General features: G+C 43.1%; 21 protein-coding genes and 1 other annotated feature (1 of these 22 only partly in view). Of the genes, 2 read left to right on the forward strand and 19 right to left on the reverse strand.

Annotated features, from left to right (window positions below; all coding sequences use genetic code 11):
• Positions 1-115, reverse strand: a binding site (T-box leader) (it extends 152 nt beyond the left edge of the window).
• A 96-nt stretch (positions 116-211) separates the two neighbouring features.
• The 14 genes from AC58U0_RS23185 to AC58U0_RS23250 all read right to left on the reverse strand — a co-directional run bounded on the left by AC58U0_RS23185 (position 212) and on the right by AC58U0_RS23250 (position 13,659).
• Positions 212-1,429: a M24 family metallopeptidase gene (locus tag AC58U0_RS23185; RefSeq protein ID WP_497381312.1), complete on the reverse strand. Its 1,218-nt coding sequence runs from the start codon at positions 1,427-1,429 to the stop codon at positions 212-214.
• A 41-nt stretch (positions 1,430-1,470) separates the two neighbouring features.
• Positions 1,471-2,223 (reverse strand): amino acid ABC transporter ATP-binding protein, encoded by a 753-nt coding sequence (locus AC58U0_RS23190; protein ID WP_497381313.1) that lies wholly within the window; start codon positions 2,221-2,223, stop codon positions 1,471-1,473.
• A 13-nt stretch (positions 2,224-2,236) separates the two neighbouring features.
• Positions 2,237-2,881, reverse strand: coding sequence for an amino acid ABC transporter permease (locus AC58U0_RS23195; RefSeq protein WP_497381314.1), 645 nt, complete (start codon positions 2,879-2,881; stop codon positions 2,237-2,239).
• Between the two features lie 93 nt (positions 2,882-2,974).
• Entirely contained in the window at positions 2,975-3,844 is an 870-nt protein-coding gene (locus tag AC58U0_RS23200; RefSeq protein ID WP_497381315.1) for a transporter substrate-binding domain-containing protein, read from the reverse strand.
• 32 nt (positions 3,845-3,876) lie between these two features.
• A complete protein-coding gene (locus AC58U0_RS23205) occupies positions 3,877-4,458 on the reverse strand; it encodes a TetR/AcrR family transcriptional regulator (RefSeq protein WP_497381335.1) in 582 nt (193 codons plus the stop codon).
• A gap of 174 nt (positions 4,459-4,632) precedes the next feature.
• Entirely contained in the window at positions 4,633-5,733 is a 1,101-nt protein-coding gene (locus tag AC58U0_RS23210; RefSeq protein WP_497381316.1) for a Ger(x)C family spore germination protein, read from the reverse strand.
• The gene (locus AC58U0_RS23215) at positions 5,730-6,821 is read right to left on the reverse strand and encodes a GerAB/ArcD/ProY family transporter (RefSeq protein WP_497381317.1); all 1,092 of its coding nucleotides are present in this window, start codon (positions 6,819-6,821) and stop codon (positions 5,730-5,732) included. The genes AC58U0_RS23210 and AC58U0_RS23215 overlap by 4 nt, the downstream gene beginning before the upstream one ends.
• On the reverse strand, positions 6,802-8,289 hold the full coding sequence (locus tag AC58U0_RS23220) for a spore germination protein (protein ID WP_497381318.1): 1,488 nt from the start codon (positions 8,287-8,289) through the stop codon (positions 6,802-6,804). The genes AC58U0_RS23215 and AC58U0_RS23220 overlap by 20 nt, the downstream gene beginning before the upstream one ends.
• A gap of 265 nt (positions 8,290-8,554) precedes the next feature.
• Positions 8,555-8,989, reverse strand: coding sequence for a DUF441 domain-containing protein (locus AC58U0_RS23225; protein WP_200957364.1), 435 nt, complete (start codon positions 8,987-8,989; stop codon positions 8,555-8,557).
• A 153-nt stretch (positions 8,990-9,142) separates the two neighbouring features.
• Positions 9,143-9,808 carry a signal peptidase I gene (lepB, locus tag AC58U0_RS23230; protein WP_497381319.1) on the reverse strand — a complete coding sequence of 222 codons (666 nt, stop codon included), beginning with the start codon at positions 9,806-9,808 and terminating at the stop codon, positions 9,143-9,145.
• A 329-nt stretch (positions 9,809-10,137) separates the two neighbouring features.
• Positions 10,138-11,112, reverse strand: a complete 975-nt coding sequence (locus AC58U0_RS23235; RefSeq protein ID WP_497381320.1) for an NAD(P)-dependent alcohol dehydrogenase — start codon at positions 11,110-11,112, stop codon at positions 10,138-10,140.
• 43 nt (positions 11,113-11,155) lie between these two features.
• Positions 11,156-11,827 carry a DUF4386 domain-containing protein gene (locus AC58U0_RS23240; RefSeq protein WP_497381321.1) on the reverse strand — a complete coding sequence of 224 codons (672 nt, stop codon included), beginning with the start codon at positions 11,825-11,827 and terminating at the stop codon, positions 11,156-11,158.
• A gap of 36 nt (positions 11,828-11,863) precedes the next feature.
• Positions 11,864-12,769: an NUDIX hydrolase gene (locus AC58U0_RS23245; protein WP_497381322.1), complete on the reverse strand. Its 906-nt coding sequence runs from the start codon at positions 12,767-12,769 to the stop codon at positions 11,864-11,866.
• A 209-nt stretch (positions 12,770-12,978) separates the two neighbouring features.
• Positions 12,979-13,659: a DUF6022 family protein gene (locus tag AC58U0_RS23250; RefSeq protein ID WP_497381323.1), complete on the reverse strand. Its 681-nt coding sequence runs from the start codon at positions 13,657-13,659 to the stop codon at positions 12,979-12,981.
• 113 nt (positions 13,660-13,772) lie between these two features.
• Here AC58U0_RS23250 and AC58U0_RS23255 point away from each other — a divergent pair, with 113 nt between their 5' ends.
• Together AC58U0_RS23255 and AC58U0_RS23260 are read left to right on the forward strand one after the other, a co-directional pair.
• Positions 13,773-14,492 carry a TetR/AcrR family transcriptional regulator C-terminal domain-containing protein gene (locus AC58U0_RS23255; protein ID WP_497381324.1) on the forward strand — a complete coding sequence of 240 codons (720 nt, stop codon included), beginning with the start codon at positions 13,773-13,775 and terminating at the stop codon, positions 14,490-14,492.
• Between the two features lie 192 nt (positions 14,493-14,684).
• A complete protein-coding gene (locus AC58U0_RS23260) occupies positions 14,685-15,956 on the forward strand; it encodes a copper amine oxidase N-terminal domain-containing protein (protein WP_497381325.1) in 1,272 nt (423 codons plus the stop codon).
• A gap of 113 nt (positions 15,957-16,069) precedes the next feature.
• Here AC58U0_RS23260 and AC58U0_RS23265 read toward each other — a convergent pair whose 3' ends face one another.
• The 5 genes from AC58U0_RS23265 to AC58U0_RS23285 all read right to left on the reverse strand — a co-directional run.
• Positions 16,070-16,855: an arylamine N-acetyltransferase family protein gene (locus tag AC58U0_RS23265; RefSeq protein WP_497381326.1), complete on the reverse strand. Its 786-nt coding sequence runs from the start codon at positions 16,853-16,855 to the stop codon at positions 16,070-16,072.
• 38 nt (positions 16,856-16,893) lie between these two features.
• Complete coding sequence (locus AC58U0_RS23270) at positions 16,894-17,808, reverse strand: phosphotransferase family protein (protein WP_497381327.1); 915 nt, start codon at positions 17,806-17,808, stop codon at positions 16,894-16,896.
• A 23-nt stretch (positions 17,809-17,831) separates the two neighbouring features.
• The gene (locus AC58U0_RS23275; RefSeq protein WP_497381328.1) at positions 17,832-18,674 is read right to left on the reverse strand and encodes a GNAT family N-acetyltransferase; all 843 of its coding nucleotides are present in this window, start codon (positions 18,672-18,674) and stop codon (positions 17,832-17,834) included.
• Between the two features lie 157 nt (positions 18,675-18,831).
• Positions 18,832-19,662, reverse strand: coding sequence for a sugar phosphate isomerase/epimerase family protein (locus AC58U0_RS23280; protein ID WP_497381329.1), 831 nt, complete (start codon positions 19,660-19,662; stop codon positions 18,832-18,834).
• Positions 19,663-19,849: 187 nt separating this feature from the next.
• The coding region (locus tag AC58U0_RS23285) for an IS3 family transposase (RefSeq protein WP_497381336.1) at positions 19,850-19,951 on the reverse strand (102 nt) is incomplete at its 5' end.

Here is a 19,951-nt window from a genome sequence, read left to right on the forward strand (position 1 = left end):
ATCCGATGTGCTGCTCTGAGGCTTTTTTCAATAAAGTACTCTTTACTCCTTTTCAGCAAACAGGAGCTCTCTGTGAAAGAATTCATTTATTTACTCTACTCTTCATCGCATTTGATTATTGCGATTATATTACCAAATAAACATTGTAAGGTAAACATAATTTTTGAAAATTCGAAAACATTACAAATTTGAACATCACTCATCTTGTATTTTAAAGCGAGATAAGATCCGTAGTTAGCTGGTTAAGACGCTCACAGCCATTATCTGTGACAAGGACCATATCCTCGATCATGATCGAACCTAGACCGTGGCCATAGTATGGCGTCTCCAAGCAAATCACCATGCCCGGACGAAACACTGCGGCCTCGGACGGACTAATGAAAGGCGCTTCTTCAGCGGCGAGGCTCAGACCCGCGCTGTGGCCGAGATGGCCGCGGTTGTAATTCGTAAGCCCCGAGGAGCGAATCTGCTTCATGCCCTCCTCAAAGGCCATCTTCATTGGCATCCCTGGTTCAATGATTTGCAGAAGACGGTCGTGTCCCACCCTTAGTGCGGCGTAAATACGCTTCGCCAAATCCGAAGGGGGCCCCAGCACGAAGGTACGGGCGATGTCGGAGCCATATCCGGCTACATCGACACCTACGTCAAATTTAATCAGATCACCCTGTTCACTTGGACGTGTGTCAAATACATGCGAAGGAGCAAAATTAGCTCCTACGGAAACCATATGAAACCGTGCGCTTGAACCATCCGGATGTCTCATCAAGGCCTTGCGGAAGGCTTCAACGATCTCCGCGGCGGAGATGCCTACCTCAATTTCACGTATCGCGGCAGAGATGCCAGCCTCCGCATAAGTGCAAGCTTTGCGCAGCTGGTCGATCTCCCAATGGGTTTTTATCGCACGCAGCTTCGTAAAGATAGGGCTAGCTTCTACCAACTCGGATACTCCGGGGCAGGCTTGCCGTAACGCTATGACGGACGGGTAGCGCATCGAGCTTAGCTCGACAGCGATTTTCCCGTGGGAAACTCCATACTCAGCGAGCACCTGACCCAGCACCCCGAACATTTCCTCCGCTTGGGGGGAGACCGGCCGCTTTCCTTGGAATTTGTATTCGATCAAACCCAACGGGTCATCAACATCCACCCAGGTGGGATACGTTCGGACCTCGTACCCTGGAAGATCATTCGCGACACCGGCCGCTTCAAAATCATTCATGATCAAGATCGTCTTACGGCTAGGATCACGAAACAGGACGGCGAGTGCAACTTCACTCATACGCAGGGTATACATGAATGCGCTTTGGTGACCGGAAAGATAGTAAAAGTTTTCGCAGCTAGAGGAAACTAGAACGTCGATCTGTTCGTTCTCCATGATCAATCTGGCTCGTTCTGAAATGGTTTTTATATGTTCCTGATCAATATGGGCCACAATCTCAACTCCTTCGGATTAGGCTTTCCTATCTCCGTATGTTAAACAGGCTCCTGAGCCATCTGTCGCAAAAACTTACGCGCCCGCTCGGTTTGCGGCTGGACAAAAAATTGCTCCGGAGCTCCTTCCTCCTGAATGACACCTTCGCTCATAAAGATAACTCGATTTGCCACCTCTTGCGCAAATTTCATTTCATGCGTGACCACGATCATCGTCATGCCCTCGTTAGCCAGCTGCCTCATAACCGACAAAACTTCGCCGGTCAATTCCGGATCAAGTGCCGAGGTCGGCTCATCGAACAGCATAATTTGAGGCTGCATCGCCAGAGCACGGGCAATCGCAACCCGCTGCTGCTGACCGCCGGAGAGCCGGGATGGATATTCATGCTTCTTCTCAGCCAAGCCCACTTTATCGAGCAATGATTCGGCCAACTCAATCGCCTGCTCCTTAGGCATGTTTTTCACGGTCACTGGAGCCGTGATCACATTTTCCAGGACGGTCAAGTGCGGAAATAGATTAAAAGATTGAAATACCATACCGGTTAAGTTACGAAGTTCCCGGATGGTTTTTTTCTTCGTCAGAGCATTCATCGAGTCTTCCCACAGGATGTTGTCCACACGAATCGATCCCGCGTTAGGCTCTTCAAGACCGTTCAGGCATCGAAGCAGTGTGCTTTTCCCTGAACCGCTAGGACCTAAGAGGACCACAATTTCCTGTGAATTAATACGGAGGTTAATATCCTGCAGTACAGTTAAAGCATCGAATCGTTTACTAAGATGGTTTACTTCTATCAAGCCCACTCCCCCCTTAATAAGCCTTTGATAATTTTTTCTCGATGCGGTTAAGAATGTTGGAAAAGAACATGCTCATGAGCCAGTACATGAGAGCAATGGAAATGTAGAAAGGCATGGCAATATAATATTGCGCAATAAGCAGTTGGGCTGAGCGCAGCAGTTCAGTTACTGTCACAATGGAAACGAGCGATGTCTCTTTCAGCATGCCTATGAATGTATTTCCCATAGGGGGAATCGCCACGCGGGCTGCCTGCGGAAGAATAATCTTGCGCATCGTTTGCCAAGGGGACATATTCAGGGATAAAGCCGCTTCCGTCTGCCCCTTAGGCACAGACAAGATCGCGCCGCGAAATGTCTCAGATAAATAGGCGCCGATATTGATACTAAGTGAAATATAGGCCGCTGTAAGCGGCCCAAGTGTAATACCGTAGTCAGGTAATCCATAATAAATAATGAAGATTTGCACAATGATCGGGGTTCCGCGGATGATGGACACATACCCTCTGGCCAAATTGCTGATCAACCGATTTCCTTTTAACCGGGCGATGGCTATCAACAGAGCAATAAAAAATCCAAAGAACATCGAGACGATTGTGATAAGCAGCGTATAGTATGCGCCTTTGAAAAGAAAGCCTAAGTTATCTAAAACGAGTTCCATTCTTGCGGCCTCCTAAATTCACCCCACAAAGTGACGTGTTGCTTCGAAGCTTAATCCGATTACTTTGCGGGGACCCCGATATATTCCAATTACTTAAAAATTCGGATCGACACCAAACCATTTTTGGTGAATTTGCTTCAGCGTTCCGTCCGTTTTCATATCGCTCAAGGCTTTGTTGATGGCTTCCACCAGCTCTGGATTGTTTTTGCGGGTAGCTACACCTGCGAAATCTTCCTTGATCGGCGCTCCGACCGCTTTAATATTTAACTTGTTTTTATCCATGAGCGGCTTAAGGGCAAAGATATTGTTGATGGTCGCGTCAATTCTTCCAACGTTCAGATCCATCAAGGATGAAATGACATCGTTGTACGTAGCGATTTCAAAATTTCCAACCTTCGGCATTGCCACATCACGTAAGTATTTCTCATCGTTCGTACCAAGACCGATTCCGATCTTCTTACCTTTGAAATCCTCAACCGCTTTGATTGTGTTGTTATCACCCTTTACAACGACATTCACCGAGTTCTTAATATAAGGATTCGAGAAATCCATTGTTTTCTTACGGTCTTCGGTAATGGTCACCTGGCTTATCAAAACATCATATTTCTCTTTTTGCAAACCTTCAATTAAGCCAGAAAATTCACCGGTAATGAACTCGGCCTGTACACCAAGCTTCTTCGCGACTTCTTTAGCGATGTCGGCATCATAGCCGTCTACTTCTTTCTTGTCATTCAAAAAGTTGTAGGGAGCATAGGTACCCATCAAGCCCACTTTGATTTTGCCATTTTTCTTGATTTGCTCAAGCAGGTTTGCTGAAGCTGGAGACACGGCTGGTGTGTTTTTAGAATCGGTTGTGGGACTTGCCGCCGGCTGTTGTGTTGTTTTTCCGCACCCGACTAACGCTAAACCCACGATAGTAAGTAACGATGCCGCTTTGAATACTTGATTAACCTTGAATGTCATTTTTAATACACCCCTATATAATAATTTACTTGCTAACCTAACAATCCCCGGAATTCGAAACGTGCCGTTTCCTCGGCTATTTGCGATGGCGTGTATGCGGATGTGTAATCAACATCATGCATAGGTCCGAACAACCATTTGGTAAGTACGCCTGTAATTAAAGAAACCAGTATGTTTACACGAAGAGATACGTCTGCGAAATGCGGAAGCATCTCCAGCTCGATGGCACGGTTTACATTGTTCTTGAAAGCTTCTTCGAATGCGATCCACGTTTGCGAAACAGCTTCCCGGACCAACGGGTCTGCGCCCTGGCCTTTGATAAGCAAAAATGCCATCAAATTCCGGTTATGATCGGCGAACTCGAACAATTCTGTTAATAATCTTGCAGATGAGCTAACCATATCGTCTACGGTGCCCGCATGCTCGCGATAGCCTTGTTCAATCACTTGTGTTAGCTGCTCTTTGCCGTTCTCGATCAGGCGAACCGCGAGCTGTTCTTTGCCTTCAAAATACCAGTAAAACGTTCCCTGCGACACGCCCGCTGCTTTGACCACATCCGAAATCTTCGTATTGTGATACCCTTTGCGCGCAAATAAATCTAAGGCTGAGTTCATCAGAACCTGTTCTCGCTGCTGTTCTTCATTCAATAATGATGCCAGTTTCATGAGCTCCTTTCTATTAACTGACGAGTCAGTTAAGTTAATTCCGATTGGTTTACTATAGTATAAGAAACTCCTATAGTCAAGTCGTAAATTACAGTGTCAACCAATGCGTCCTGTATGGAACCCCTAATAAACAATTCCAGGTCTCGATATTTCTACCTTTACGTTGGGTTGAATTGTAATAAGCGGATAGGTGCTGTCCCAATCCATTGTCTTCCAATCTTCTGGATGGAAAGCAATGATCCTTCTGCCAATTCCAAAAACGTCGCAATTAGCCTTCTGCAGCTTCTGAACGACCTTCTGAGCTTCCTGTGTTAGCTCTTTTGAGAAAAACTCGTTCAATTTGGAAACTTGTCCGGTTTCATCTAAATGATCCGGAGAGAATTCCTCCGCTTCTGCCTTTAGCAGCAAGTCAATGGTGACCACGACCTTGCCTTTATTTACATCAACATCTAATTTCCGTTTTGTATGAAATACACGAAATGTCATTTTGCTGCCTATTTTCTTCGGTTGATTAGGAATAGGTAATGTCAGGATTGCCTTTTTACCCATTCGATCAGCTAATAATAAACAGAGTTTTGACTCTCTAGTGTCTAGAGTCCCTGTTAAGGATTTACTGTTAAACAAAGCTACTCCCTTAATAAGAGGGTTTCCATCCCCCGCTGCCAGATAAGGCAAAATCACATCTTGTCCAGGGTCAAATAAAACGGTACAAATCGATTGAATATTTTCTTCTGGAAGGATCGTAAATGTTTCTGCGCTGAGAATTTGCTTATCCAGGTTCAAGATGAAATTTGGCTTTCTCATATATCCTGTATGCAAAAGTGATTCGGCGCGATCTTCGACAACTCCAATCTTGGCGTTTAAAGCACTTCTTGGATCGCGATAAAAAACATCCAGAACCGTATAGATATCATTCTTCGCTAGCTGTTCTCCAATCATAAGAAATCGGTTCTTGGCCCCGTCCGGAACCAAATTTAGTTTTTTTCCTAAGTTACCTCTTGCTTCTCGAGCAGTTTCACCAGTAACCGATATGATTTCGGGTGCATTTCTCTTCTTATCCGAGACATCCGGTAAGACAAAGGTGACTAGTACATTTTCACCTTCTGCTTTGTCAATACCTACCCCTAGAATTAAACGAACGTTTTTAAATAACATTTGATCCCAACAACCGGTTAAGAGACTCATGGAAAGTATGCCGAGTAATACATGCCGGATTCTTTTCATTCCGCTGCTTTCCTCCTTCCTCTTAGGATGCTCAATAGTAATAACGGTATGGGTATCACATAGATCATGAACAACGCGTAATAAGAAAACCATTTATTGAGCTTGCTGATAAACAGAAAATTATGCGGTAGCAGAGCAAGCAGTAAGCAAACCACAACGACCAGCAAAGTCACCTTCGAACTGTTATCTATTTTCAATATTTGGGTTATCCCTGTTGAAGCTAGAAAAACATAATTGACAATAGACGTCATGACGATCACAACCCAAAGCGATAAAAACAGTAAGTCCGATCTTTCTACAATCCTGAAAGAAAATGCCTTAAGCATGTATAGAACAGGCTCTGGAATGATTTTGAGCTCCATCGGACTGAAAAACATAAAGCATGACAGGATTATTAATACGTAAAATAAGGTGACAAACGTGTATGATATCAACATCGTTTTTAATATTTCTCCGTCTTTCCCTTTGACTTGAGGGTAAACCATGAGCAAAAGTTCAAAACCTGCCAGCGTAATAACCGCTTCTCTCATACCTTTCATCATATTACCAAGCCCGGATTGACCTATGGGAAAGATATACAAAGGGTTTCCTTTGCTAAAAGGGAAAATGATCAATATGATAATAATGATTAAAAGTATAGAAACCAGCGTTTCAAATCGGGCAATTATTTTCAATTTTTCTTTGGCTAGATAATAACTGGTAACCATCATCAATGTCATAATGACCCATTTCGGTGTCGTTGGGAAAATCCAAGCATTAATTATTCGGCAGTAATTCATAAGGATCACACTTGCTATTCCAATAAAATAAATAATATAAAGAACACTAGTTAGATGACCTGCAAATTTCCCTGCTACCTTCGGGAGAAATTCAATCATCGTCATCATTGGATATTTCCTACAGATCGTCCATATCATGATAATGACCAGGTGGGTCGCAAATCCTGCCAGCAGCATGGAGATCCATCCGTCTATAGATGCTTCAGAGTGAACACTAAAAGGAACGGTTAACGCTCCCTCTCCTATCGCTGTTTGTATCGTGAAAAAAGCCAACTGCTTTTTGGAGATCCTATCTTTTTCTACGCTCATGCTTCACCCATCCCCTAGAAAATAATTCCCGCAGCTTTTTTTGGGGAAGACTGTCCGCAGGACGCCGGTTCATTTTCCATATGGGCAACCGGACGAGAGAGTCTTTCAAATCCCTCCATTTGAATGGAGATAAGGGGTAAAAATAGGGCGTTCCAAACCCCTCTAATTTACACAAGTGGATCAAAATACATGTAAATCCGAACGTAATTCCCAAAAAGCCGAAAGTAGCAGCCAAAAGCATCATCGGAAAGCGCAGAAAACGCACCGTCTCTCTGAACTCATGGGAGGGCACTACAAATGAGGCAAGCGCCGTCGATGCTACCACAATAATCATGATATTGGACACCAGCCCCGCCTTCACGATGGCATCTCCAATAACAAGCCCTCCAACAATACCGATTGTTTGCCCTACGGCAGTATGTAAGCGCAATCCTGCTTCTCTTAACATTTCAATGGTTATTTCCATCAATAGAGCTTCAATAATTGGAGGAAACGGAATTTCCAGTACGGCACTTTGCATGAGAAGCACCAATTCGTTTGGGATGGTCTCAAAATGAAAAGAGACAACTGAAATGTATCCAGCTGGTAGGGTAATGGCAATGAAGAAACTGGAAACCCGTAACAAACGGAAGAAACTTCCGTTAATCCAACGGGCATTGTAATCATCAGGTGATTGATAAAAAGCAAAGAAATTGATGGGTAAAATGATCGCTTTGGCTGAACCTTCCGCTAATACGGCAATTCTTCCTTCCATTAAATTGGCTGCTACTCTGTCCACTCTTTCGGTGCTTAATATTTGTGGAAATGGGGAGAAAGGGGCATCCTCAATGAGCTGCTCTACAAAACCTAATGAAGCTATATAATCAATTCGGATCGATGTTATTCGCTTTTCTAAATCAGTCACAATTTCAGGATTCGCCAATGACTCGATGTAAACCATCGCCAGTCGGGTATTCGCCTCCATGCCCACCGTCAAATAACGAATCATCAAGTCTTTGTGGACCACTTTTCTTCGAATCAGATGAAGGTTCGTATTTAACCTTTCATTTAACCCTTCATGCGAATCTCCGAACACTTTCTCATCGATCGGCTCTGTGATGCTTCGTCCAATTGAAGAGGATGCATGAAAGATGTAAAAATCGGTCTCACCTTCACAATCGATGACACAGCCGCCATTCAATAGAGCTTCCACTGCTTGTTCGATCAAGCATGTAATTTGCAGCTGACCCAGAGGAATAACGTCAAGAAACTCGCCTTCTTTAATTCGCTTCAATGGAAAGATGAGCTTGTCTAGAATCGTATCTTGATCTGTTAAGGTTGCTAAATAAATCAGATTGACTTGTCTTTGATTCCAAATCAATGTATGGATAACCAGATCTTCCGTATTGTTTAGAAGTGTTTGAAAATAACTTTTTCTTTCTTGTATGGACGAAAGCTCCATATCCTTAATTTCTGGACTTTTACCCAAAATTTCATCACGCTGCCCCTCATTTCAAAGGTTATTTTCTCCAATTGGGTAAAAGAGTATTCATGTGTTGATTCGATGTGAGACAGGCTTCCCAGACACGATAGAACCGACAGTTCTGTGGGACATCATTTATTAAATCTTCCCATAATATAACCTGTTAACACAGCTAAAGGGGCAGCCTCGCGGCCGCCCCTTGATTAAAAGTATTTCTTGACCTTTTTCTCGAATCCAAAATTTCTTGTTAATTGCACATAAGGCTTAGTGGTCATTTCCCAATCAGCAGTGATAATATTCCGGCAGCTATCAACGGACCAACAGGCACACCTTTTAGAAAAGCCACGCCTAGTATTGTCCCAATGACAAGACTTGTCACGATTGTAGGGTTGCCCGACATCAAAAGCGCGCCGCGTCCGCCTAGATACGCTACCAACACGCCAACGACGATGGCCGCGATCGATTTCCAATGCAAGAAGGACTGGTACAGCTCCTTGATGCTAATCGAGCCGCTGGCCAGAGGCGATAAAATACCAATTGTCAGGATGATGATGCCAAGCGAAAGCCCATTCTTCTCAATCCAGGGGAACACTTGATGCAAATTGACGACTCGAATAAGCAAAAGCACGACGGCAGCAATCGTGATCGAATTGTTGCGGCTAATGACACCAAGCAAAGCCAGCAGAATCAGCATAAACGATGGCATATCGAGCTGAGGCAAACCGACCAACCTCCTTTTCGCTTTGTAGAGGGCTGAATAGATTAATTAAAAATCTTATCATTTCACATGATCAATGTCACATCGCTAGGTTCTGGCCCTATTAAATAGGGTACCTGTTGCTAAGTCCCCGAGCTCGCTTCATTTTTCTTCAACATATCCTTGTACTTTACCTTTGACGCTATCCATAGAGAGCGGACCATAAATTTGACTATCAATACTTCTCCACCATGTATCACCCATGACAAAAATAGTACCTTCGGGTACCTTAAGCATTTTCATATCCATATGAAAGTAATCTTTCATAGTTTTCTTGCATGATTCATCACAAAGAGCTGAACCTGGCTGATTGACTGTTTTGAAATACTCGGTTTCATCCATACCCCAACTTAATGCCTTTCCATAAAACGTTTCCAACTTTTTTTCATTAATAAAAACTTGGCCTTTCTTTATTTGAACAACTTCACCTTGAAGAGCTATAACCCTAGCAATGTTATATTCAGGTGGATTTAAGTTTGGATATTTGTCCTTATTGATATTGGGTGTTTTGTAATAAATCACTTCACCTCGATTAAATTTGTTCTGACTGTAATAAGCTGGATCAACCGCGATTTTTCCTCTATCATTGGAGACGTACTCAAGATTGCGGCGTGCCATTCCATCGTTATGGTTCTCAATAATGATAAAACCATCTTTTACTTCTGTATGCTCAGGCGTCTCTTGAGTATTCAGATCTGTGATATTCTGATTATCACAGCCGGAGCTGAACAGTGCGAAACAGACAACAAATAATAATTTAATCTTCATGTAACCACCTTCTTTTACCAATAATACCCATTATAATATTAGACGTTTTCTAGTAGTAATTAGTTGTATTTTCCTGCAGCAGCCGCTGAGTTTATTACTGGCAGATAAAACATTCGGTTAGGTGAGAAAAGGCCGCCGATACACCGGCGGCCTTGTTCTCTATCATTATTCAGTGATAGTTTTTTCGTTATTTGAAGTCCAGATCGTGAAACCGCAACTTGAATAGAACTTTACCGCAGATTCTGTTTCTGTTGAAGAAATGTATAAATACTTCGCCCCTTATTTCCCGAATTTTAGCGAATCGGCATGACCCAATTGAATTATTCTAATCATAATTGTTCCACACTGATAACGATTTTCCCTTTGGCGTGTCCTTCACCAAGATACTGGAGAGCTTCAGCAACCTCACTTAACGGGTAACGTCTATCTATCACAGGTACAACTTTGCCAGCCTCCAAAAGCTCCTTCATAAAGCTTTGATCATTTTTGTTCGGTTTGTGAATAAGGATACCCATTTTCTTACTCCCGATCATTGAAATCCATGGTCCTAGGAACATGACTTGGAAGATTCGAGACATGGAACCTCCTACCATAACATAAGTGCCCTTGGGACTTAATGCACGTTTGTAATCGAAAATCGATCGATATCCCGCAACATCAAGAATCAGGTCATAACGCTGCCCATTTTTGGTGAAATCAACTTGCGTGTAATCAATAACCTGGTCTGCACCAATTGATTTCAGCATATCTAATTTCATCGTGCTGTCTACGCCTATCACTTCAGCCCCGAATGATTTGGCAATCTGCACTGCAAAGGTACCCACGCCTCCACCTGCGCCATTAATTAAAACCTTTTGTCCTTTCTGAATATGTCCCTTATCGCGAAGTCCCTGTAAGGCGAGGACTGCAGCTTGAGGTATGGCCGCTGCTTCCTCGAAAGTCATACTGGCTGGTTTCAGTGTTAGGGCATTTTCACGAGCACATACATACTCCGCAAATCCGCCCCAACTACACCCGGAAATGTCCCCGAATACTTCATCACCTGGAAGCAACTGCTTTATGTCTTTACCAACAGTTACAACCCGCCCCGCTATGTCAGCTCCGAGTATGTTGTATTTTGGTTTTAGTGCTCCCCCGAGACGGACCATGAACGGTACACCTCTTAGGAGATCCCAGTCCCATGAATTCACGGATGCAGCATGCACTTTTATCAATACTTCATTGTCCTTTGGAGTAGGTTTTTCTACCTCTTTAAGTTTAAGAACGTCAGTAGTTCCATATTTTGCGTATACAATCGCCTTCATGAAGATTACTCCTTAACACCTATTTGTGTTTTGGTTTTCTTTACTAATTGGGTTTTATTGTATATGAGTTAAATCCTTTAACGATCAGCCAAATCGGAAATATTATTTCAAATAAGGCTCCTGGAAGAAATAAAATCATTCCTGCACTATAACCGAAAACCTCTAATAAGGCGCTTGTTAACAATGATGCGTATCCAATTATCCCAAAGACAGATATTAAACGCGGAATGAGTTTGGATTGATATAATAAGTAACAAAACAACAAGCTGTATAGACCAAGAATGATCATCGCTAACTGAAAGGTCAAGAACTTCCCTTTTATTGCTAACGTACCTATTGTTTGAAAATAGGCAGTATCCGGAGCTCCTGCATCTATATACTCCTGGCTTAATGATATTAGTAATAAAGGGCTGATTGCACCAACAATAAGGATTATAGCCTCAATTACCCTGAAAGCAACGTAACCAAGTGCTATAGTTTCATTATGCTTTTTTAAGATTGGAAACAGTGTGATTGCAATACCAACAGCTGCAGCGGAATTCATTAACTCAAAGAGCATTCCTATGATCACTTTGGTTTTATTTGGATAAACATGAATAAGATAATCCGGATCTTTTAGAATAGATTCTATAAGACCATTTCCTAGTATATACGCAGCCGTTGCAGCTAGAAATAATACTCCAACAATTCTTGCCGTTTTTTTGTTTGAATTCATTTCTTACCTCCAACTATCATTTAATGTTTACTCGCTTTATAAATATCGCCAATTCGGATTGAATCTGAACAGCTTTGCAGGCCTATGTCCTGCATCCTTAGTAAATTGATTGGTTTCCATGACCATGTCAGCTATCTTTCTTCTGAATGCTGCAGAAAGCAGCTCTTTTCCCAAAGTAACCTCATAGACCTGCTGGAGCTCTGACAATGTAAAAAGTTCCGGCATCAGATTGAAAGCTATATCGGTGTACTCAACCTTATTCCTAAGCCTTTCAACTGCATATTGGATCATTTCCGCATGATCAAATGCAATGCCATTCGAAACGATAACCTCTCTTTCTACCCTTGCTGTTTTTCCAGAATATTTTTCGATAACTTTAATAATAGCCTCTAGGATGTCCTCATCGTTTGAAAGAGTAATTTTTACGACTTTTTCAAATATTAAGTCCTTCTCCAGCATGGTTTTCTTCTCTTCAAGCACACTGTACCTAACGTTGAACCACCTGGCATCATCCGCATCATCCCCAGCCTTTACTTCGAGTGACCTGCAGTCAACAAGTGCCATATACGAACAGCTGATAACTCGTGTACGAGGGTCTCTATTTACATCACCCCATGTATAAAGCTGTTCCATATAAACATCATCAATATTAGTTTCGGTTTTTAGCTCTCGTAAAGCAGCTTCATCCATACTCTCGTTCTCTGTTACAAAGCCTCCGGGTAAAGCCCATTGCCCTATATAAGGATGAACCCCCCTTTTAACCATGAGGAGTTTCAGTGACTTTTCCGGAAGCTTTCTATAGTTTTCTTTTTCCTCATCAACTACAGTAAAAATTAACATATCTACGGTAACAGACGGTCTTTGATAAATACTGGCATCATACTTCTGTAAAAACTCCACTTCAGTAAGTCCCTGCTTATCCCTTAGTTCCTCTTTATTCACGTGTAGATCACCCATTCTTTGATTTCAACATTCTGTTATATTCAAATTGTTATTATCAATACGTTAATATCATTTAAGCTTTAATTCCAATCATTGTCAATCCCTAATTTATAAAAGAGTTGTCCTCAAGTAGCTACCTACTTAGGGACAACCCTTTATCTCCGTCAGCTTTAAATTTTTCTGAGATCCCGCTGTTGTTGCCGGTTGTTTTAGTCAATCAGCGGGCGTTTGAAGTACGCAATCACTTTGCCTCCAGTTGGAACGACGGACACAAGTTCCCATCCGTACCGACCCCAATGGCCTAGCGCATTGTCCAAATTCCAGCTGTACAGCTGACCGTCTGCTGCAGGCTTTAGTCCATCTCCGATTGAAGTATCTGTCGCGTACTCGAACCGCTGAATCGGAAAGGATTGTAACTCCGGTTGAGGCATTCGTTCCTCCCTTAAATCCCAGCGGATTCGGGTTGAAGCATCTGAGAGTGCAGCGATAATGGCTTCCCGATCCGTAACTTCAAGTGCCAATATCCGCGGTGCTCTAGGCATGAAGAACGAGCGGTGCGAATGATAGGCCTGCAGCACCAACGTACCCAACTCTTCACCTTCCGCTGTCTTTACGACGTACCATATGCATCGTTCCCGTTCTTCAGGTGGTCCCCAGTTCTCAATGGAGTCATTTAAGTTGAATCCGCCCCTTACGAGGAATCCATCAGCCGCGAGCCGTTCTGCGACCGGCGCCATAAATTGTTGAATCCACGCGCCATAGGCGCGATCACCAAACTTCTTGAACATCTCGGACAGTTCATCCTTCTTTTCGTCGTACACTGCTTTCCATACTTGGGATAAAATATCCCCGGCGGTACGGGCAATGGAATCAATTGTGGTTGTTTGCATGTTTATAAGCTCCTCTTTTTGGTTAATCTAACAGTGATAAATAATAATATAATACCGTTAGATTAAACTGTTGTGCTATACTTGTCAAGAGATAAAATGGAAGGTGACCTGATATGGCAAGAAGACGAATTCATCCCTTAACAACAGATAAAGGCACGAATCGGAGTGAGCCGCTTCACACGCCCCTCGATCGTGCCCGAATTGTCGGGATCATGCTGGAACTGCTGAAAGCCGAGGGCTTGGATGGCATAAGTATGCGCAAAATCGCCGACTCACTTGGCGTGAAAGCCTCATCTTTGTATTACCATGTGAAGGACAAAGAACAGCTGCTTCATCTTTTGGCAGAAGAGATCAGCACCAAGATTGATTTGCCCGATACCACTTTGGATTGGAAAATGCAGCTGCGGCTGTGGTCGATAAGCTTCCGGCTAAGTCTGCTGCAATATCCGGATGCTGTGCACATCATGAACGCGACCTTTGCGGCAAGTCCTAACCGTTTGGCTCATATCGAATTTCTGTTTCGAGCGCTTGTCGAAGCCGGATTTAAGGATGCCGAAGTGCCGTGGCTTGCTTCCATGCTCAAGAACTTCATCTACGGCTTTGTCGATGAGGAATGCAGATTACGGGATCGAGCGAAGCTTTCAGAGGAAAAACGGGAAGAATCGGAGACAAGATACAAAGAGATTGGAGCATTGCCCAAGGAGCGTTATCCCCACTTTATCCGCCTAGCCAGTTATACGACTTCTGTGAATTGGGAGGAAGAGTTTTCGTTCGGGTTGGATATTCTGCTTGCTGGTTTCGTTGATAAGCTTGCAAGAGGCCTGCACGAATGATTGCATGCAAGATCGGCTGTTTCGGACGTTTGAAGCCCGGAACATGTCGGGGGTGTGACAATCCATGTTCCTTCGAGCAGATTCGTGGAAAATCGCGTAGAAAACGATACTATTGTACCTTGGAAAATACAGGAAACTCGATTAACCTAATGTAGGTTCGTTTAAAAATCGAGTCTCAAGGAGGTATCCGTTTTGCGCCTGTCACGTCACATGCTTATATGTTCACTATTCTTTGTTATCCTCCTCCTTACCGTGTATCCTGCAGCTAAAACTAGCGCTGCAGACCAGCCGCCACTGAAGGTGTTCGTCGATACCGCGAAAATCTCATTTCAAGTGGATCCGCTTCTTACCGACGGCACTACACTTGTTCAGTTCAGACCCCTATTTGAAGCGATGGGTATGGACGTGAAGTGGGATGAAGCCCAGCGGCTTGTAACGGGGTCCAAGTCCGGGCTAATAATTGAGCTTCGAATCAACGATTCCCATGCCGCGGTGAACGGAAAAAAAGTCGAGCTCAGTCAAGGTGCACTGATTGTAGATGGCAGCACTATGGTGCCTCTGCGTTTTATTGGGGAAGCGACCGGGGCACTCGTTCATTGGGATCCGGTTAATCGGGAAATCTCCGTGATTACGGAAACTTTATTGGCTAGTCTTGGCCTCACAAAGGAAGAGATGCTGAAACGGCTAGCCGACTATGCCGCTAAGCAGCAGACGCCGCCAAGCACGCCACAGAAACCGGCACCCGGGGCCCAAGAACCCAAGCCGACCGCACCGACTACTACCGTTCAGCCCGCTGAGTCAGCTGGCAAACCCGTAGATCTATCAGCACTACAAGGAATGTACTACGGCTTTAGAGACGACTTTGGAGGATATCAATGCGGTGGTGCATGCTGCGATATCTATACATTTCTTCCCGACCACCACATTTTGATCGGAGCACCTTCGCAAGGCGGCCCAGAAACAATCGATTGCACCCGGGATAAATGCAGCACTTACACCATTTCTGAAGGTAAGCTCAATTTAAGCGAGGGATACAGTAGCCGTACCATCGAAACATCAAAGAATGGAGAGTTGTACATTGACGGTGTTTTCATGACCCCTGTTGTACCGGTTAAGAATGGATTGACGTTACAGGGAACGTACAAATATATCAGCTATAGCGGCCTTGTAGGCATCAATGCTTTTTCCACATCATCGACCGAATACCTTTCCTTTGCAAGCGACGGCACATTCGAGAGCACTGACCTTAGCATAGCCAGCCTGGATGTTATTGTATCCGATACCCAATCGTCAAGTTCTAAGAGCGATACTGGAACATATACCATCTCGGGTAACACAATCATGCTCAAGTATAAGGATGGTACCACCGCACATATGCTTTTCTTCGACCATGACGTCGACGGCATTGATACTCTGCAGGATATACAGTTAGGGAATAATCGCTTTTATATACCAAAAGATTAGGCCTTTTTCTAGTTGGCTGCCAACGTCCATTTGGGCAATTGGCAGCTTGTTTGTCTTCTCTCTTAAATTTTTGCAAGCAGCAATATGCAAAAAGAAGCCGCTTCAATACGGCCTCATAGTTCTTGAAATCCAAAATGTTGTTTTGCTAGCTCTTTGAATTTAACATTGTCAATCTGTTCCTTACTCGATTTCCCATTCATCCATTGTGTGAAAGAGGTATCGGTTAACGTTACATTTCCATCGCTTGTAAGTTGGGTAATTAGAGGGGTTTTGTTGAATCGTGATTCTTTGTGATGGACTATGATTCCTTGGACTTCGTTCAATTCAGATAAATTCTCTAATGGTCGTTTGGTATCAAAAGCATACCCTATTTTCCAATCTGTATCTTTATATTTTAGTTTCATTTCAAGTATATAATCGCCATAATCACTTTCCATTGCTTTGACTCGAAATTCTCCATTCACAGAGGAAGTAGTATCTCCATTTAGCGGCACAGGTTTTAGTGGTAGGTTTCCACCAAATCCGGTATCAACCAAGTACGTTTGACCTTTATGCTGCAAAAGAATAGTAACATGAGTTCTCCCGAGTTTTGACCAGTCCTTCGTTGCATAATTGTATACTTCTCCGCGAACTAACGCTGCATTAAACCCATTTTCAACTAAGAAAAAATAAAGCAGAGGATTCAATTGATAGCATAGACCACCTTCATTTTTTACGAGCATTTTGGTTATCAAACTCTCTTTTGTTATAACACTTGTTTTATTTGAAATGATGCTTAGATTTTCAAAAGGAAGGGATGTTGCTGTTTTCCTAAGAATGTGATCTAATGTTTCAAATGTAATTTTTTGATTTTCTGGGATACCCATTCTTTTACGAAATAATCCGTTCAACTCAACCATTAGGAAGATTCCCTCCATGTTTTTGATTCAAAGATTAATTATAGCGTATGTATGTAGGTCATCAATTGCTTGGCGTGGCGTCTCATATCTTCAATGCGTTGCCTGAAAGCGCTATAGGCGATATGGTCGAGGCTGATGTGGATGAGACAGCAGAGAAGACGTTCCTCTGATTGTGTGGGCCGTCCTCCATGTTTGTCCCAGTGATTATCTAGAATTTCCTGCAAATCAATCTCTTGCCATTGCGGGAACCAAGGCCACCAATAAAGAAACAAAGCGTTATCGTAAAGAGGATCACCATAGAACGCATTTCCCCAGTCGATTACCCCTGTTAGCCTCCCTCCGTCCACCAGCACATTGCGGTTCAAGAGGTCGTTATGGACGATTCCTCGGCACTCTGGAAGCATTGCTACGAGCTGACGCAGCCTTTCTACCCCAGCATCGAAGACCTGTGCCTCCTGAGGCGAGGCGTCAAGCCGCTCGCGCCAGCCCACGAGTCGATCCCTCGGCTCAGCTACTGAGAGTAGCTCGGCCCCCCAGCTAGGACCAGCCCCATCTGGACGCCAAAGGCCAACTCCCTCTGTGTCTGTGAGGTCAAGTTTTTGAAGTTCGTAGAGAGTATCTAGCAATTGCGGAAGGACATGTCGTATCTCAGGCCCATTCAGCTCATCTAGATGCTTTCCAGATACTCGCTCGGATACGGCGTAGAAGCCGCTCTCCGTCTCGCCTATTTCAAGAACTCTCGGAATCGGAAGTGTGTCCGACGAAAGTGTGCCCATCACGCGATCCTTTTCAAAGTCGCCCAAATAGGTGCCGAAGCGGATAACCATTGCCTGCCCGTCGAGCATTAAGGAATAGGCTTTCGACCAATCACCGGCAGCGAGGGGCATAAGATTTTGGGCACGGTCACCAAATTGTTCCTTTACAAACCGGTTCGCCTTTTCGAAATCCTCCATAGGTTCCTCCCTGCATTTGTCGATTATTTAAAAAGAATAACGATTGAATCCATTATCGCATGATATCCCATTTGAGTATAAATTTTATTCGAAGTAGGATTACTGAGATCAGTGTATAAACTTGTTGTTTTATAACCACGATCTAATAAGATTTGAGTGAAAGCTGAAACACAATCAGAGGCATATCCCCTTTTTCTTTCGCTCATTGGCGTGTAAACGTAGCTGATTGTAATATTATTTGGGGTTGGACGTATAGAAGCAGCCATGGAAACCAATTCTCCGTTCACTTCCCATGCAACTAAACTTCCTTTATTTATCATTCTTGCAGCTTTTTTATCTGCTTCTTCTAAACTTATAGGCTGGTTAGTTTCATTACAAAACTGATACACCCACTCTTTAATTATGTGATGATCATTTTCTATAACACTCCGAATTTTTCCATTTGTATTTGTTTTTTTCTCTACTTTTTCTAGTTTATATATTTTTTGGTTCATTTGGACATTTGCCTGAATCCCTTTAACGTTAGAAATATACATAGCTAGTTCAGTAGTTAATTTCTTTTCGCCTATAAAACCAGGTATATCTTGGATTGTGTTATTCAACTTTTCACCTATAACGTGTATTTCCTTTGATGTAAAAGGAACTGCTTTTGATAAAATAATTTGATTAGGATGTGTTTGTAGTAAGACCAAGCCTATGTCGTTGTCTTTTATTACAGTAGCTATTAAAAGAGGAACTTCATCATTTTCAGTTAAATATTGTAAGATACCTAATACTAAATTGTTTTCTGCTTCATATTTCACTAGGTAAGAGATAACATCTTTCTTAAATAACGTTAGATCCTCATACTTTAAAAGTCTTATCAAACAAACCATCCCCTTTGTAAAAGTTTTCTGTAACTCCCATCTTAATGCATTTACATTATCAATAATATGTTTGGTACTCATTGCTTTAGAGACAAATAAAAAAAACCGCAATATAAGCGGCTTGTTAATGTAATAATGCTCTTGATATCCCTCCGATTTAATTCAAATAAGGTGTTACAAGTCTCCTTACACGCTCAATGCCTTCCCACATATCGCCTGGTCCGTCATAAACAATAGTTAAGGGACCTTCATAACCAGCTTGCTTGGCAACTTCCATACAGCGATTAAACTCGGCTTCATCCGGATATCCATCCGCATTCGTTTGTGCTTTGGCATGGATCGACTCACTGTGCGGAATCGTTTTGACAAGTTCTCCATATTTCTCAGTTCCTTTAAAATTGCCAAAATCTGAGGTTAGCCCGAGGAGCTCCCCGCATCCTTCCAATAAAGCAAGGCAATTATCCGCGATTGATGTTAGTGAGTGAAAGTTTTCTGTCACAACACGTACTCCTTGCGCAGCACCATAAGAGCTTAGTTCTCGAAGTGCATCAACCGATCTCAGCAAAGCTTCTTGATCCGTAGGTTCCGCATCACCGGCTATCACGCGCACTCTTTCAGCTCCAGCTCTTGCAGCAATGTCGATCCATCCTTTGATCCACGCGATGTCCGATTGTCTGCGCAAATCATCCGAACTGGAAATATCACCGTATTCAATTAACAGCGAGTAAAACTGAAGGCCTGCTTCCGTGAATGTGTGTTTTAATCTTTGTAAATATGATTCACTTGTATCCGGAAAATGAAAATGACACACTTCCAGTGATCTAAAACCTTTCTTTGCAAGAACTGCCGGCAATTCAAGCAAAGAGATGAGTTCAGGTTGGTCTTGGGTAACCGTTATTTGAGAACGCGTTTTATCATCCCAGCGGGTCCACCGCAAAGGCCCCAGATTCCGATGTAAGCTCCAACTCGTTAATGATAAAAATGGCATATCTTCCACCCTTTCGCCTCAACTGTTTAGTAGTATCTTATCAGAGTGTTGAGGTGATCACCATATTCGAAATCACAGATATATCTCATATTGTGCTGCTTTTGTGCAACGGGCAAGCTAGACCCAAAACCAAAAGAAAGAGGAACTGCCACACTGAAGTGACCCCCAAAAGTTAGATAGTATATAGTTAGACTGCCTTTAGCGCATGAGTTCGGTACTGTACCGGGCTCATGCCTTTTAGTTTTGCCTTTATTCGTTTATGGTTGTAATAGTGGATATATTGATCAAG

The organism is Paenibacillus sp. J31P190 (genome assembly GCF_059692075.1).